This is a genomic window from Sphingopyxis sp. YF1, assembly GCF_022701295.1.
Classification (GTDB): domain Bacteria; phylum Pseudomonadota; class Alphaproteobacteria; order Sphingomonadales; family Sphingomonadaceae; genus Sphingopyxis.
In genome coordinates this window covers 781,154-796,014 of record NZ_CP033204.1, presented here as the reverse complement: position 1 = coordinate 796,014, position 14,861 = coordinate 781,154, and the positions used below count along the sequence as shown (strand labels likewise).

Here is a 14,861-nt window from a genome sequence, read left to right as displayed (position 1 = left end):
GCGCGGATCGCGGCGGGTTCAGCGAATCCAGATCGGCGCGAATGCGGCGCGGTCGCCGGCACCGCCGAGGCGCCCGGCGAGCCACGCGATATTGTCCGAGCGCCGCAGCCAGGGCGCGGCGTCGAACGGCGACCGCCACAAGCCGTCGTGGAGCATGTCGGCGTCGCCGACCAGCCAGACCGCGCCGCCCGCGCCGGCAAGGCGGCACTGCGCGACCAGCCCGCCGCCATAGGCCCGGCAATGCCCGGGCAGCGCGGTGAAACGCCCCGCCGAGTGGAGCCGCAGCCGCGCGCCGCCGGGGTCGACGAAGACCGCGACCTCGCCGCGGCGCGCGGGCGCGGGCAGCGCGAGGGTGAGGCCCCAATGATCGAGCAGCGGGGTGAGCAGGCTGGTCACCGGCGGGTTGCGCGGATCGCCGAGCGGGTGCGGCGGCGGCCAGCTCGACAGCGCGTCGGCGAGGATCACGGTCGGCGCGCCGCGCCGCGCGCGCGCGTCGAGCGCGACCAGATCGTGCGGCGCGAGCGCGCGCGGATGCGCGACGAGCAGCGCTTCGCCGGGGGGCACACCCGCAAGACTGTCGACCAGCCGGACGTCGAAACGGCGCTCGAGCGCCGCGAGCGCGGGCGCGTCCGACGGCCCCGACGCGAGCATCGCCGCCAGATCGCCGCCGCCGCCGTTCCAGCGCAGCGGCAGCCCGGTCAGGATCGCGAGCTTCAGGCGCGGCTCGGCGATGCGCGGTGCGGCGCCCCATGCGAGCAGCCCCTGCCCCGCCGCAAAGGCGAGCGCCGCGGCCGCGAGCAGCGCCGGCCAGCGCGCCGCCGCGCGCCACCGCCGCGCGCGCGCAACCAGCACCGCCGCCAGCGCGCAGCAGATGCCCCCCGCGAGCGCCGTCACCAGCAGCGAGGCGCCGCCCGCCCGGCCGCCGAGAAGGAGGTGGAGCATGAGCTGGAGCAGCAGCAACCCCGCGATCGCCGCCGCCACCGCCGCGCCCTGCGCCGCGCGCGTCCGGTCGCGCACGCGCCAGGCGAGGAGCAGCGCGCCGGGCATCAGCCAGGGAATCGCCAGCCCCGCGTCGATCCGGCCGAGCGCCTGCTGGCCGCCCGCAAACCAGGCGAGGAGCAGCGCCGGAGCGGCATGGACGAGCACGTGCCCCGTCCCCGCCGCCAGCGCCGCGACGCGCGCGCGCGTCACTGCGCCGACTTGCTCCGCGCGCGCTGAAGCTCGGGATCGGGCTCGAGGTCGGGGACCTTGGTGGTGGGGGGCAGCGTCTTGACCACCCGCGGCACGACGATCGCGGGCTCGTCATTCTTCGATACCGGCTGGACGCCGAGTTCCTCAAGCGGCGCACCGGTGCCCTTGTCGGTCGTGCCGGCCGCTTCGGGAGCCGCCGCCACCGCGGGGTCGCTCGCCGCCTGTTCGCGCGCGCGGTCGCCGATCAGCCCCGCGAGGCCGACGAGCAGCAGCACCGCCATCACCCCGGCGATGCCGATCTGGAGCCGCCGCATCGAATCGGTGGGACCGAGCGGCTCGACCGACGGCGCGGGGCGCTTGGCGCTCACGCCGCCAGCCCCTTGCTCGCCAGCCATTCGGGATTGTAGAGCGTCGAGAGGTAGCGAAAGCCGCTGTCGCACAGGATCGTCGCGATGCGCTTGCCGGGGCCGAGCTGGCGCGCGAGCGCCATCGCGCCCGCGACGTTGATCCCCGACGACAGGCCGAGGCACAGCCCCTCTTCGTCGAGCAGCCGGCGCACGACCGCGAGCCCTTCGGCATCCGAGATGCGGAACTGGGTATCGATCGGCGCGCCTTCGAGATTGGCGGTGATGCGGTTCTGGCCGATGCCTTCGGCGACGCTCGATCCTTCGGGCTTGAGTTCGCCGCACTGGTAATAATTATAGAGCCCGGCGCCGTGCGGGTCGGTCAGCGCGACGGTGATCCTTTCGTCCTTCGCCTTCAGCCCCAGCCCGGTCCCCGCGATGGTGCCACCGGTCCCCGCGGCGCAGGTGAAGCCGTCGATCCGTCCGTCCATCTGCTCCCAGATTTCCTCGGCGGTGCCGAAGATGTGCGATTTGCGGTTGGCGATATTGTCGAACTGGTTGGCCCAGATCGCATTGTCGGTTTCCTCGGCGATGCGGCGCGAGGTGTGGACGAAATGGCCGGGGTTGGCGAAGGGCGCGGGGGGGACGAGCACCAGTTCGGCGCCCAAGGCACGGATCGTCGCCATCTTCTCGGCGCTCTGGTTGTCGGGCATGACGATGATCGTCCGGTATCCGAGCGCGTTGCCGACGAGCGCGAGACCGATGCCGGTGTTGCCCGCGGTCCCCTCGACGATCGTGCCGCCCGGACGCAGGCTGCCGTTCGCCTCGGCATCGCGGACGATGTAGAGCGCGGCGCGGTCCTTCACCGATCCGCCGGGGTTGGCATATTCGCATTTGCCCCAGATTTCGCAGCCGGTGGCTTCGCTGGGACCTTTGAGGAGGACAAGCGGGGTGTTGCCGATCAGCTCGAGGCTGGTTTGCGCAATAGTCATGGCCCTGATTTAGGGCCACCCCCCTCCCCTCGCAAGACAGCTTCTTTTGTCGGGACGAAGGCCGGCCTTTGTGACCGCGCCGCGTTTGGCGTCCCGCGGTGCCGATGTCCGCTTTGGGGTGGAAAGTGGACGTTTGCTCTCAGTTTGCACCCCGGCGAAAGCCGGGGCCCAGGGTGTTGGAAAGTCAGCGTTGCGTCGTTCCGCTCTGGGCCCCGGCTTTCGCCGGGGCACGGCAAGGGTCGGTCGTTGGCGGATATCTATATCCTCCCTGTGGCGAAGCCATGGGGAGGGGGACCGTCCGCGAAGCGGATGGTGGAGGGGCCGGCAGCGCTGCGCCATAGCCCCTCCGTCAGCGCTTCGCGCTGCCACCTCCCCATCGCTGCGCCACAGGGAGGATTGAGCGTCCGCAATCGGTCGAAAGCGGCTCTTGGAAGCCGCCCGTGATCAATAGCCCATCAGGCTGAGCACTTCCTTGCGGCTGCGTTCGTCTTCGAGGAAGCAGCCGAGCAGGCGGCTGGTCACCATGCCGACCCCCGGGGTGCGCACGCCGCGGCCGGTCATGCAGCCGTGCTGCGCGTCGATCACCACCGCGACGCCGTGCGGCTGGAGATTGTCCCAGATGCATTTGGCGACTTCGGCGGTGAGCCGTTCCTGCACCTGCAGCCGTCGCGCATAGCCGTTGAGCACGCGCGCGAGTTTCGAGATGCCGACGACGCGGTCCCTGGGCAGGTAGGCGATCGACGCCTTGCCGGTGATCGGCGCCATATGATGTTCGCAGTGCGACTGGAACGGAATGTCGCGCAGCAGCACGATCTCGTCATAGCCGCCGACCTCTTCGAAGGTGCGCGAGAGATGGACCGAGGGATCGTCGGCATAGCCCTGGCAATATTCGAGCCAGGCGCGCGCAACGCGCTTCGGCGTGTCGAGCAACCCTTCGCGCGACGGGTCGTCGCCCGCCCATTCGATCAATGTCCGGACCGCATCGAGCACCGCATCGGGTACCACCGGCTTGCCGTCCGCACCGAGTTCCACCTTCGTCATCACCCCGCCTTCACTGTTGCTTTCATGTCGCACATTTCGGCGCGATTGCCGCGATGTGCAAGCCCGCAGCGGGAAGAAATTCCTGCCGTGATACAAGTTTACGTTGCGGAATCGGTGCTTTTTCTAACGCCGAAAGCGCAAGAATATTTCTTCAAAATGCTGCCGAACAAGTCACTTGACGCTTTCGTCAACTCGGCGCAGTTTTAAAGCGTTACAGAACCTGCCGAAGCAGGTCGCGATCGGAGATGCCGACGTCTTTCCCCGGGCGGCGGTGGGAGAGGACGATGCCCAGCTTCGCTGGCTACACTTATTTGCGCGCGCGCTTGCGCTGGATCGACGAGGTCCGGCGCCCGTAGTCACGTCTGGCATATCCCCTCCCGGTTGGAGCGATGCAATTGGGCGGCCCGCTGTCGCGGGTCGAAAAAGGGAGGATATATATGAAGTTCAAGGCACTGATCGGCACCTCGATCCTTGCGATGGCGGTGGCGAGCCCGGCATTTGCGCAGGATTCGGCCGACACGACCGAGCGCGATGCCTTTGGCGGCGAGATCGTCGTCACCGCACAGCGCCAGTCCGAACGCCTGCAGGACGTTCCCATCGCGGTCAGCGCCTTTTCCACCGAAGCGCTGGAGGCGCAGCAGATCAAGACGCCTTCCGACCTGCAGCTGACGCTGCCCAACGTCACCTTCACCAAGACCAACTTCACCGGGGCGAGCTTCACCATCCGCGGCATCGGCGACCTTTGCGTCGGCACGACGTGCGACAGCGCGACCGCGATCCACCTGAACGGCGACCCGCTCTTCTCGACGCGCCTGTTCGAAACCGAATTCTACGACCTCGAGCGCGTTGAGGTGCTGCGCGGCCCGCAGGGCACGCTGTTCGGGCGCAACGCGACCTCGGGCGTCGTCAACGTGATCACCGCCAAGCCCAAGCTCGGCGCGTTCGAAGCCGCCGCCGAGGCCGAATATGGCAATTATGATTCGATGAAGGCCAAGGGGATGATCAACATTCCCGTCGGCGACACCATCGGGCTGCGCGTCGCGGGCATCTGGCTCAACCGCGACGGCTATACCAAGAACACCTATCTCAACACGCGGATCGACGACCGCGACCTCTATTCGGTCCGCGGCACGCTGACTTGGGAGCCCTCGCCCGACACCTCGATCACCCTGCTCGGCTCCTATTTCCGCGAGAAGGACCACCGCACGCGCATCCAGAAACAGCAGTGCCAGCGCGACCCGACCGGCATCCTCGGCTGCCTCAACACGCGCCGCGACAATGCGCCATTCAACGGCAACGCCACCTTTACCGCGGCGCTGACGTCGAAGGAATTCCTCGCGATCCGCGGGATTCCCAACGGCACAGTCACGGCGACGAATCCTTTCGGCTTCAATTTCTCGCTGGGCAGCCTCTACGGTCCCGACGTCTATGCGAACACGACGATCCCCAGCGATCCGCGGACCGTCAACACCGCCTTCACCCCGCAATATTTCACCAGCGAACTGACGCTGCAGGGCGAGATCGAGCATAATTTCGGTCCCGTCTCGCTGCAGGTTTCGGGCCAGTACCAGAAGGTCAAGCTCGACTCGATGCAGGACTACAACAGCAATGTCGGCGACCGCTCACTCTATCAGACCGGGCTGAATCAGCTGGCCTTCTTTGCAGCTAACCCGCTCCCGCTGGGCGTCGGTCCAAACGGGCCCATCCTGTCGAATGCCTATTTCGGGCCGGTCGCGGCCGCGATCATTCCCGATGGGCCGAACGGCAAGATCTGTACCTCGCTTCCCGAGGAAAGCGGCTACGGCAGCTTCGGCGGCAACAAGATCTGCGACATGACGCCGCTGCAGTTCGACCGGTCGAACCAGTATAACAGCAGCTGGTCGGCCGAAGCGATCCTGTCGAGCGACTTCGACGGACCGTTCAACTTCCTGCTCGGCGGCATCTATGCCGACTACAAGCTGACCGAGAACAGCTATTATGTGAACGCCTTCCCGATCGACTATCTGACCGGGGTGCTCGGCGCCTTCACCGCCGCCACCAACAAGGCGCCGAATGGCGCGGCCGCGCCGCTGCCGCCGTCGTTCCTTGCGACGCCCTTCTTCCGCAACAACACCGACCGGCTCGATATCAAGTCGTACGGCATCTTCGGCGAAGCCTATTTCGAGTTCAACGACCGGCTGAAGCTCACCGCTGGGCTGCGCTACAACAATGACAAGAAGAGCGTGCAGGCGCGCTCGACGCTCGCAAGCTTCCTCGCGCCGCACGGGGGCACGGGTTCGGTGTTCGATTCGCCCTTCGTCGGGACGTTCGACGCCGATCCGGGCACGCCCGGCAACCAGATCATCCAGGCACGCAGCGTGAAGTTCAACAAGCTGACCGGCCGCGCGGTGCTCGACTTCAAGCTGACCGACGACAATCTTCTCTATGCGTCCTATTCGCGCGGCTACAAGTCGGGGGGCATCAACCCGCCGCTCCAGCCGATCTTCGCGGTTCCCGAAAGCTTCAAACCCGAACAGGTCGACGCGTTCGAAATCGGGTCGAAGAACACCTTCGGCAACGGCGCGCTGCAGCTGAACCTCACCGCCTTCTACTACAAGTACAAGGACCTCCAGCTCAGCAAGATCGTCGCGCGCACCGCGGTGAACGACAATGTCGACGCCGACATCTACGGCTTCGAGGCCGAGGGCATCGTGCGCCCCGATCCGAACCTCGTCATCAACCTGGGCTTCAGCTACCTGAACACCAAGGTGAAGGGCGACACCTTCACGAGCAACCCGCGCGACTTCGGCGGCGGGCGCGACGATGCGGTGATCATCAAGGACATCACCAACGCCGCGAACTGCGCCGTGGCATCGAAGTCGGGCAATGTCGCCGGGGTCAACCAGTTCGTGAACCGCGTCCAGACGTTGATCAACAACGGCATCGTCCCGGGGGTCGCGGCCGGCGCCGGATTGCAGGGCACGACCGCCTTTCCGGCCGACGGCGGCATCGCCTCGACCGGCGCCTTCAGCATCTGTTCGGTGCTCGAGGCAGCCGCGGCGGGCGCCTTTGCCAACCTTCCCGCACCGGTTGCCGGACTGTCGGTCAACCCGGCGACGCTGGGCGGCATCGACTATTTCTCCGCCGGCGTGCCCGTCAACATCAAGGGCAACGAACTGCCGCAGGCGCCGAACTACAAGTTCAGCGCGGGCGTCCAGTATACGATCAACTTCGACAACGACATGTCGCTCGTCCCGCGCGTCGATCTGGCCTACACCGGCGACAGCTATGGCAGCATCTTCAACGGCAACGTCAACAAGATCAAAGGCTATGCCCAGGTCAACGCCCAGATGCAGCTGAACGGCGCCGACGACAAATGGTATGTGAGGGGCTTCATCCAGAATGTGTTCAACGCGAACAGCGTGACGGGCCTCTACATCACCGACCAGTCGTCGGGTAACTACACCAACATCTTCACGCTCGAACCGCGTCGCTACGGCATCGCGGCGGGGGTGAAGTTCTAAACCTGCCGGTCGCAGACCAAAGAAAGCCCGGCCTCTCCACCGAGAGGCCGGGCTTTTCCTTGTCCGCAAAAAGGACGGGAGCGGACCGCGCCGCCCCCGCCCCCTTCGTCAGAATTTGAAGCGAACGACGCCGCCGTAGGTGCGCGGCTGGTTCGGATAGCCCGAAACGCTGCCCGACTGCGCGACCGCGGGGAAGATCGTCGTCAGATATTGCGCGTTGGTGAGGTTGCGGCCCCACACGCCGACTTCGACGCCGTTGGTCAGCGCGACGGTGAACGACGCGTTGAGCTGGTTGACCTCGCGCTTCAGATTCTGCGCGACGCTTGCCGGGAAGCCGGTCAGACCCTCGACGATCTGCACCGGGCTTTCATAATGATAGTCGACGTGCACGATCGCGCGCGTGCCGCCCGCGAACTCGTGCGTGTAGGTGCCGCCGGCAGCGACGGTCAGCGCCGGGATGCCCGCGGGCGTGCTGCCCGAGATGTCGCCGAACGCCGAGTTGATGAAGCTGTCGTACTTGGGGTCGAGATAGGTGACCGCAAGCGTCAGGTTCAGGCCCTGCGCCGGGCGAACCGAACCGTCGAACTCGATCCCGAAGGTCGACTGCTTGCCCGCATTGGCGAGCGCGAAGCCGGTGCCGGTGAAGATGTTCGACTGGAAGCCCTTGATCGACTGCTTGAACACCGCGAGGTTCAGCGCGGCGACCGACCAGTTGGCCTTGAGCCCCGCTTCATAGACGGTCGATTCCTCGGGCGCCGCGAAGCGCGAACCGGTCCCGAGGTTGGGAACGCCCAGTCCGCCGCTGAGGATCGCCGGCAGGTCGCTGGCGAGCGGACGGCTGTCGCGCGACAGGTTGACCGAGCTCGCCTTGAAGCCCGTCGCATAGGTCGCATAGACGTTGACCGTGTCGGTCAGCTCGTACGAGGCGCGAATGCTGTAGGCGAGGTCGCTGTCGTTGGTCTTGCCGGGCTCGACCGCGTTCGGCAGGTTCAGGAACGGCGGCAGGAACTGCAGCGGGCGCAACGCGAGCAGCGGGTTGCCCACGGTCAGCGGATTGCCGTCGTTCGCCACGTCGTCGGGGTTGAGCCCCGCGTTGAGCTGTCCGAACTGCGTTCCTGCCGTCGTGATCGCCAGGAAACCGGCAGGCTGGGCCTGCGCGAACGCCTGGATTTCTGCCAAGCTCGCCAACTGTCCGGCGGGGTGCCCCAGCGCCGCCCCGACCTGCGATGCGACGAATTGCTGCGTCAGCGCGCGTCCGCCGGTCCCGGTCAGGTCGATACCCGAAAAGACGTCGCTGCTGATCACATTGGTCGAGAAGCGTTTCTTGTCCTTGGTGTAGTTCGCACCGACGGTGACCGTCAGGCGGTCGGTGACCTCGAAATCGACCGTGCCGAAGAGCGAGAAGGCCTCGTTCTTCATCTTGTAGGCTTCGTCGAGCCCGGTGCCGGCCTTGAAGAAGCTGTTGGTGTAGTCGACGCCGTTCGCGCTGCCCATCACCGCTTCGAGCGACGCGACGTTGAACGCCCCTCCGCTCGCCTGCTGGATCAGCGCGCTAGCGTAGGGACGGAAGTGCTGGCCGAACTTGATCGCGCTCTGCTGGTCGATCTTTTCGTTGAAATAATAGCCGCCGAGCAGGAAGTTGAGCGGGCCGTCGAAATCGGACGTCACGCGGAATTCCTGCGTGAAGGTATCGATGTCGACATAGTCGCTCTTCTCGCCGATCAGGTCGGCCGAGGTGAAGTCCGAATCCTGGTTGGTGTCGGCGCGGACCTGGCGATAGGCGGTGATCGACGTCAGCGCGAGATTGCCGAGGTCATAGTCGATCTGCGCCGAGCCGCCGTAGTTCTTGATTTTGTTCGACGACAGGAAGTTGTTGTAGACATTGTACGAGAAGGGGTTGTTCGCGTCGACGCTGACGCCGCCCGCAAGCGCGTTGGTGATCGCGACGGTCGGACCCGCGATGACATTGCCGGCGATGCAGCAATTTTCGTCGATCTTGTCATAATCGCCGATCAGGCGGATCGACAGCGCGTCGGTCGGTTCGAACAGAAGCTGGCCGCGCACGCCGTAACGGTTGCGGTCGTTGACGTCGGTGCCGAGCTTCAGATCCTGCGCATAGCCGTCGCGGCGGTTGTAGTTGCCGCCGATCGAGAAGGCGACGGTGTCGCTGATCGGGCCGGTGACATGCCCCTTCACGGTGATCGCGTCGTAATTGCCATAGGTGACTTCGGCGCTGCCGCCGAATTCATACTGCGGCTTTTGCGTGACGATGCTGATGACGCCCGCCGAGGCGTTCTTGCCGAACAGCGTCGACTGCGGACCGCGGAGCACCTCGATGCGCTCGACCGCGGGAAGGTCGCCGATCTGCGCCGCCGAACGCGAGCGATAGACACCGTCGATGAAGACGCCGACCGAGGGCTCGATCCCGGCGTTGTTCGCGCCGTTGCCGAAGCCGCGGATGATGAAATTGGTGTTGGCGCTCGACTGGAGCTGCGACACGCGCAGGCTGGGCACCGCCGACTGGAGATCGATGAGGTCGCGGATCTGCGAGCGCTCAAGGTCGGCGGACGAGGTCACCGAAACGGCGACGGGCGTGTCCTGAAGCGTCTGCGACCGCTTGGTCGCGGTGACGATGATTTCATTGCCATAATCATTGGCGTCGGTCGCGGCGGGCGCGGCCGGATCGGCGTCCTGCGCGAAGGCAAAGGCAGGGGTCGTTGCGGCGCACAGCATGGTGGCGCCCAACAGAATGTTGCGCATGGTCATGGGTAAGGGTCTCTCTCTCCAACCCGCCGGGGCGCGGCCTAACGGCCAAGGAGGGGATGCTCCAGCGGGAACCCGCCGCTCTATAGGGCCGGATCGCCGCGTCAACGCGGCGCGGCGCGACCCAAGGATTTTCTGGTTATTTGTGGCCGAAAAGCAACAGTTTGCACCGCAGCATGCGGGCGGCGACGGGGCTTGACCTTGAAGCGGCTTCAACCTTTATGGCGCGCCCGGCCGGCCGCATGACATGCGCCCGCCCCCTTTTTCCAGCCGGAGATGCCGACGTGAAATCCCGCAAATGCCTGCCCCTCGCAGCGGTCGCGATGCTCCAGCCCCTCGCCCCCTGGGGCGTCGCCGCCCATGCGCAGGACGACCATGTCGAGGCCGAAGAAGAAGAGGCCGAGATCGTCGTGCAGGCAACGCGTTCGGGGCGCCGGGTGCAGGACGAAGCGATCCGCGTCGAGGTGATCGGCCGCGACGAGATCGAGGAAAAGCTGCTGATGACGCCGGGCAACATCTCGATGCTGGTCGCCGAGACGCCGGGCGTGCGCGTGCAGGTCACTTCGCCCGCGCTCGGATCGTCGAAAATCCGCATGCAGGGCATGGCGGGGCGCTATACGCAGCTGCTCTCCGACGGACTGCCGCTCTATGGCGGGCAGCCCTCGTCGATCGGCCTGCTCCAGATTCCCCCCACCGACCTGGGACAGGTCGAGGTGATCAAGGGGTCGGCGTCGGCGCTCTACGGCCCCTCGGCGCTCGGCGGCGTGATCAACCTCGTCTCGCGCCGTCCGCGCGCCGAGGCCGAAGCCGAACTCCTGGTCAACGCGACGACGCGCGACGGGCAGGACGCCACCGGCTATGCGTCGGGGCCGCTCGGCGCGAACTGGCGCTATTCGCTGACCGCGGGGTATCACCGCCAGACGCGCAAGGATCTCGACGGCGACGGCTGGATCGACATGCCGGGCTATGACCGCTGGACGATCCGCCCGCGCCTGTTCTGGGAAGGCGACGACGGCTCGACCGCGCTCGTCACCGTCGGCGCGACGCACGAGGACCGGCGCGGCGGCACCCTTGCCGGGCGCACCGCCCCCGATGGCCGGCCCTTTGCGCTGACGCAGGACAGTCGCCGCCTCGACGCGGGCCTCGTCGCCGAATTTCCGGTCGAGGCTCTCGGCAAGCTCCATATCCGCGCCTCGGCGATGACGCAGCGCCATCGCCAGCGCTTCGGGACCGACGCAGAGACCGACCGGCAGGACACGCTCTTCGCCGAAACCTCGCTCGCGGGGCAAAGCGGGAGCACCGGCTGGCTCGCGGGAGCGGCGATCCAGGCCGATCTCTACCGGTCGCGCACCTTTCCGGCATTCGACTACAGCTACACCGTCCCCGCGCTGTTCGGGCAGGTCGAGCAGGAGATCGGCGACCGGTGGCTGCTCGCGGGCAGCGCACGGGCCGATTTCCACAGCGATTTCGGCACGCGGCTGAGCCCGCGCCTGTCGGCGCTCTACCGCCCGGGACCATGGACGATCCGCGCCTCGCTGGGACGCGGATTCTATGCCCCGACGCCCTTCGTCGACGCGATCGAGGCGGCGGGCCTGTCGCGCCTCGAACCGCCCGGCCGGCTGAAGGCCGAATCCGCGACGACCGCGTCGCTCGACGTCGGCTATGCCAGGGGCCCGGTCGAGGCGCGGCTGACGCTGTTCGCGTCGGACATCGACAATGCGGTGCAGGTCGCGACGCTCGACGCCGACAGCGTCCGGCTGGTCAACGCCGCCGGGCCGGTGCGTACGCGCGGCGGCGAACTCATGCTGCGCTATCGCTGGAACGGCTTTTCGGTGACGGGCAGCTATGTGCTGGTCGACGCCAGCGAAGCAGACCCCGCCGGAACCGGCCGGCGCACCACCCCGCGCACCCCGCGCCACACCGCCGGACTGGTGGGCATGTGGGAAGAACATGGCAAGGGCCGGATCGGGATCGAGGCCTATTACACCGGCCGCCAGACGCTCGACGACAATCCCTATCGCGCGCGCAGCCGCCCCTATCTGGAACTCGGCGCGCTCGCCGAACTCACGGTCGGCAAGGTCAGCCTGTTCGTGAACGCCGAGAATATCCTGAACGTCCGCCAGACCCGCCACGACCCGCTGCTGCTGCCGCAGCGCGCCCCCGACGGGCGCTGGACGGTCGACGCCTGGGCCCCCACCGACGGCTTCGTCATCAACGGCGGCGTGCGGTTCAAATTCGGCGGCGGCCATTGATCGGGTGACGCCGGGCGCCTAGGCCGGGCCCATAGAAGCTGCAAGGTCTGGACCCATGCGTATCGGCGAACTGGCCCGCATCACGGGCGCGAGGACGGAAACCATCCGCTTTTACGAAAAGCAGGGGCTGCTTCCGCGTCCCGCGCGGACCGCGGCCAATTACCGGAGCTATGGCGCCGAACATTGCCAGCGGCTGGCGTTCATCCGGCGCGCGCGCGACCTGGGGTTCCGGCTCGACAATGTGCGCGAGCTGCTCGCGCTGGCCGACGACCGCAGCCAGCCGTGCGGCGCGGTCGACCGGATCGCGACGCGGCACCTCGATCAAATCGACGCGAAGATCGCCGATCTTGGCAAGATGCGCGCCGAACTCGGCCGCCTGCTTTCGACCTGTACGCAGGAAACGATCGGCGATTGCCGGATCATCGAAACGCTGGAACCGCGCGGCGCGGCGTAGCGCCTTCGCACATCGCGGCGCCTCCGGCCCCGATCCCTCGGCGCGATCGAACGGACCGGGTTCCCCGCCGAAGTCCGGGGCCCGATCGCACTCATGCCGGCGGATACGGCCGATTTTCAGGGGAATGGCGGCAACGTTTCGGGAGGAATTGTGGTGCCCGGGGACGGATTCGAACCGCCGACACTGCGATTTTCAGTCGCATGCTCTACCAACTGAGCTACCCGGGCACGGGCCGCTTCAGGTCATCGGACCTGCTGGCGAGCGGCGGCTATAGGCAGGGCTTTTCATCCTGTCCAGCATCTTTGTTGCAGGAATTTTTCTGTTCAGCCCTCGTCGAAACGATCGGTGTCGGCGGTGCCGTCGGGCGCCTGCGCGGCGGGCACGCGATAGTCCTCGCCGAACCAGTTCAGCAGGTCGCGGTCGCGGCAGCCGCGGCTGCAAAAGGGCTTGAATTCGGGGTCGCGCGGCTGGCCGCACAGCGGGCAGGCGCGCGCCTTGCCGGCATTCTTACTGGGCATGGCCCGCTCCTTCGATGGCGGCATCCGCCTCGACCGTCACCGGCCGGCCGCTCCGCTCCTGCAACAAGGCGATCCAGCGCGGATGCGCCGCGATATGCGCGGCGACCGCCGGGCGCGCGGTCAGGCGCAGCGCTCCCGTTCCCACCGCGCGTTCGGCCTGGCGCAGCAGCAGCGCGGCATCGGTCGCTACGGGGTCGAGCCGCACCTGCTCGACCAGCGACGGGCGGTCGCGGCGCCGGATGATCTGCATCAGCCCGAAACCGTTGACCGCGGTGCGCTCGAACGGCTGCGGCAGATGCGCGTCGACCAGCGCGTCGACGGCGTGGCGTTCGGCGCGGCCGGGCAAGGAGGGGAAGTCGATGCCGATCGACCCGCCGATACCGCAGCAGCGGATGACCTCCACCGCCGCGATCGCGCCCGCCCGGGCAAGCGCAAAGCCGTCGCCCTCGCCATCGATGTCGATCAGCACCATCGCCGGGGTCGCATCGACCCACAGCGCGCCGCCGGGAAAGGGAAAATGTCCGGTGCGGACATGGTCGATCAGTTCGGACCAGCCCGCCGCTTCGAGCCGGTCGGACCCGGTCGCGCGCAGCTCGGTCACCGGCCATTCGGTCGCGGCGATGCGCGCGCAGAGATCGGGTCCTTCGGTCACCGGCCCCTCGGCGAGCCGCGCCCGCGCGGGCTTGTCGCGCCCGCGCTCGCGCAGCGCCATGCGCGTGACCTCAACCGTCAGCCGCGCGCCGAGCGAGATTCCCTGGGGCAGCGCACCGATCGTCGCGACGGGATCCCCGGGCGCGTCGAGCACGATCCGCCCCGGTTCGACGAGCCGCGCGCCCAGCACCGCGCCGACGCGCGGCCCTTCGCCGTCGCGTTCGATCCACGCCTCGAAGATGCGGTCATCGGCGACCAGCGCCGCGCGCGTCTCGCCGATCCCGGCTTCGTAGAGCCATTCAGCCAAGCGGCACGCCCGCGGCGGTGAGCAGGCTGCGCGTCTCGAACAGCGGCAGGCCGACGACGTTCGAATGACTGCCCGACAGGAAGCGCACGAACATCTCGGCGCGCCCCTGGATCGCATAGCCGCCCGCCTTGCCCATCCCCTCGCCGCTCGCGACATACCAGTCGATTTCGGCGGCGCTCAGCGCCTTGAAGGCGACGATCGTGTCGGCGACGCGCACGCGCAGCCGGTCCTCGCGGTCGACCATTGCAACCCCCGACCAGACATGGTGCCGTCGCCCCGACAACAGGGCGAGCATGCGGCGCAGGTCGGCCTCGTCGGCCGGTTTTTCGAGGATGCGCCGCCCGACCGCGACCGTCGTGTCGCCCGCGAGCACGACTTCGTCCGCGCCGCGCTCGACCGCGCGCGCCTTGCTCTCGGCGAGCCGCGCGACATAGGCGCGCGGCAATTCACCCTTCAGCGGCGTTTCGTCGATGTCAGGGGCAGCGACGCGCGCGGGCACGACGCCGATCCGCGCCAGCAACTCGCGCCGGCGCGGCGATGTCGAAGCGAGAACCAGCGCGGGAAAGGAAACCGCGCCGCTCACTTGAAGCGATAGGTGATCCGACCCTTGGTCAGGTCATAGGGGGTGAGCTCGACGAGCACTTCGTCGCCCACCAGAACGCGGATGCGGTTCTTGCGCATCTTGCCGGCCGTGTGACCGAGGATTTCGTGGTCGTTTTCGAGTCGCACGCGAAACATCGCATTGGGCAGCAACTCGACCACCTGGCCGCGCATTTCCAGAAGTTCTTCTTTCGCCATCAATCCTCTATGGGCTCGAAATAAATGGATGCGCGCCCATAGCCGCA

General features: G+C 67.3%; 12 protein-coding genes and 1 tRNA gene. 3 read left to right on the top strand and 10 right to left on the bottom strand.

The features are described 5' to 3' along the window. Nucleotides 1-18 precede the first annotated feature (18 nt). From EAO27_RS03885 to folE, 4 genes are all read right to left on the bottom strand, one after another. A complete protein-coding gene (locus EAO27_RS03885) occupies nucleotides 19-1,191 on the bottom strand; it encodes a GldG family protein (protein WP_242777293.1) in 1,173 nt (390 codons plus the stop codon). Beyond that, nucleotides 1,188-1,559, bottom strand: coding sequence for a hypothetical protein (locus tag EAO27_RS03880; RefSeq protein WP_242777291.1), 372 nt, complete (start codon nucleotides 1,557-1,559; stop codon nucleotides 1,188-1,190). Before EAO27_RS03880 ends, EAO27_RS03885 begins: the two co-directional genes overlap by 4 nt. After that, entirely contained in the window at nucleotides 1,556-2,527 is a 972-nt protein-coding gene (locus tag EAO27_RS03875; RefSeq protein ID WP_242777289.1) for a cysteine synthase A, read from the bottom strand. Before EAO27_RS03875 ends, EAO27_RS03880 begins: the two co-directional genes overlap by 4 nt. Before the next feature lie 444 nt (nucleotides 2,528-2,971). Then, nucleotides 2,972-3,568 (bottom strand): GTP cyclohydrolase I FolE, encoded by a 597-nt coding sequence (gene folE, locus EAO27_RS03870; RefSeq protein ID WP_242777287.1) that lies wholly within the window; start codon nucleotides 3,566-3,568, stop codon nucleotides 2,972-2,974. A 437-nt stretch (nucleotides 3,569-4,005) separates the two neighbouring features. Here folE and EAO27_RS03865 point away from each other — a divergent pair, with 437 nt between their 5' ends. Beyond that, nucleotides 4,006-7,071, top strand: a complete 3,066-nt coding sequence (locus EAO27_RS03865) for a TonB-dependent receptor (protein WP_242777285.1) — start codon at nucleotides 4,006-4,008, stop codon at nucleotides 7,069-7,071. 108 nt (nucleotides 7,072-7,179) lie between these two features. Here EAO27_RS03865 and EAO27_RS03860 read toward each other — a convergent pair whose 3' ends face one another. Beyond that, nucleotides 7,180-9,837, bottom strand: a complete 2,658-nt coding sequence (locus tag EAO27_RS03860) for a TonB-dependent receptor (protein WP_242777283.1) — start codon at nucleotides 9,835-9,837, stop codon at nucleotides 7,180-7,182. A 281-nt stretch (nucleotides 9,838-10,118) separates the two neighbouring features. On the opposite strand from EAO27_RS03860, the gene EAO27_RS03855 reads away from it, so the two are divergent. After that, a complete protein-coding gene (locus EAO27_RS03855; RefSeq protein WP_242777281.1) occupies nucleotides 10,119-12,086 on the top strand; it encodes a TonB-dependent receptor in 1,968 nt (655 codons plus the stop codon). A gap of 55 nt (nucleotides 12,087-12,141) precedes the next feature. After that, on the top strand, nucleotides 12,142-12,540 hold the full coding sequence (locus EAO27_RS03850) for a helix-turn-helix domain-containing protein (protein ID WP_242777279.1): 399 nt from the start codon (nucleotides 12,142-12,144) through the stop codon (nucleotides 12,538-12,540). Between the two features lie 151 nt (nucleotides 12,541-12,691). Here the strand turns inward: EAO27_RS03850 and EAO27_RS03845 are convergent. The 5 genes from EAO27_RS03845 to infA form a co-directional block, all read right to left on the bottom strand. Continuing rightward, nucleotides 12,692-12,767: transfer RNA gene (locus tag EAO27_RS03845), tRNA-Phe, on the bottom strand. Nucleotides 12,768-12,863: 96 nt separating this feature from the next. Beyond that, complete coding sequence (gene yacG, locus EAO27_RS03840; protein ID WP_242777277.1) at nucleotides 12,864-13,058, bottom strand: DNA gyrase inhibitor YacG; 195 nt, start codon at nucleotides 13,056-13,058, stop codon at nucleotides 12,864-12,866. Then, a complete protein-coding gene (locus tag EAO27_RS03835) occupies nucleotides 13,048-14,016 on the bottom strand; it encodes a ribonuclease (RefSeq protein WP_242777275.1) in 969 nt (322 codons plus the stop codon). The genes yacG and EAO27_RS03835 overlap by 11 nt, the downstream gene beginning before the upstream one ends. Then, nucleotides 14,009-14,599, bottom strand: a complete 591-nt coding sequence (locus EAO27_RS03830) for a nucleoside triphosphate pyrophosphatase (RefSeq protein WP_242777273.1) — start codon at nucleotides 14,597-14,599, stop codon at nucleotides 14,009-14,011. The genes EAO27_RS03835 and EAO27_RS03830 overlap by 8 nt, the downstream gene beginning before the upstream one ends. Next, nucleotides 14,596-14,814 carry a translation initiation factor IF-1 gene (infA, locus tag EAO27_RS03825; RefSeq protein WP_003049127.1) on the bottom strand — a complete coding sequence of 73 codons (219 nt, stop codon included), beginning with the start codon at nucleotides 14,812-14,814 and terminating at the stop codon, nucleotides 14,596-14,598. The genes EAO27_RS03830 and infA overlap by 4 nt, the downstream gene beginning before the upstream one ends. Nucleotides 14,815-14,861: the final 47 nt, after the last annotated feature.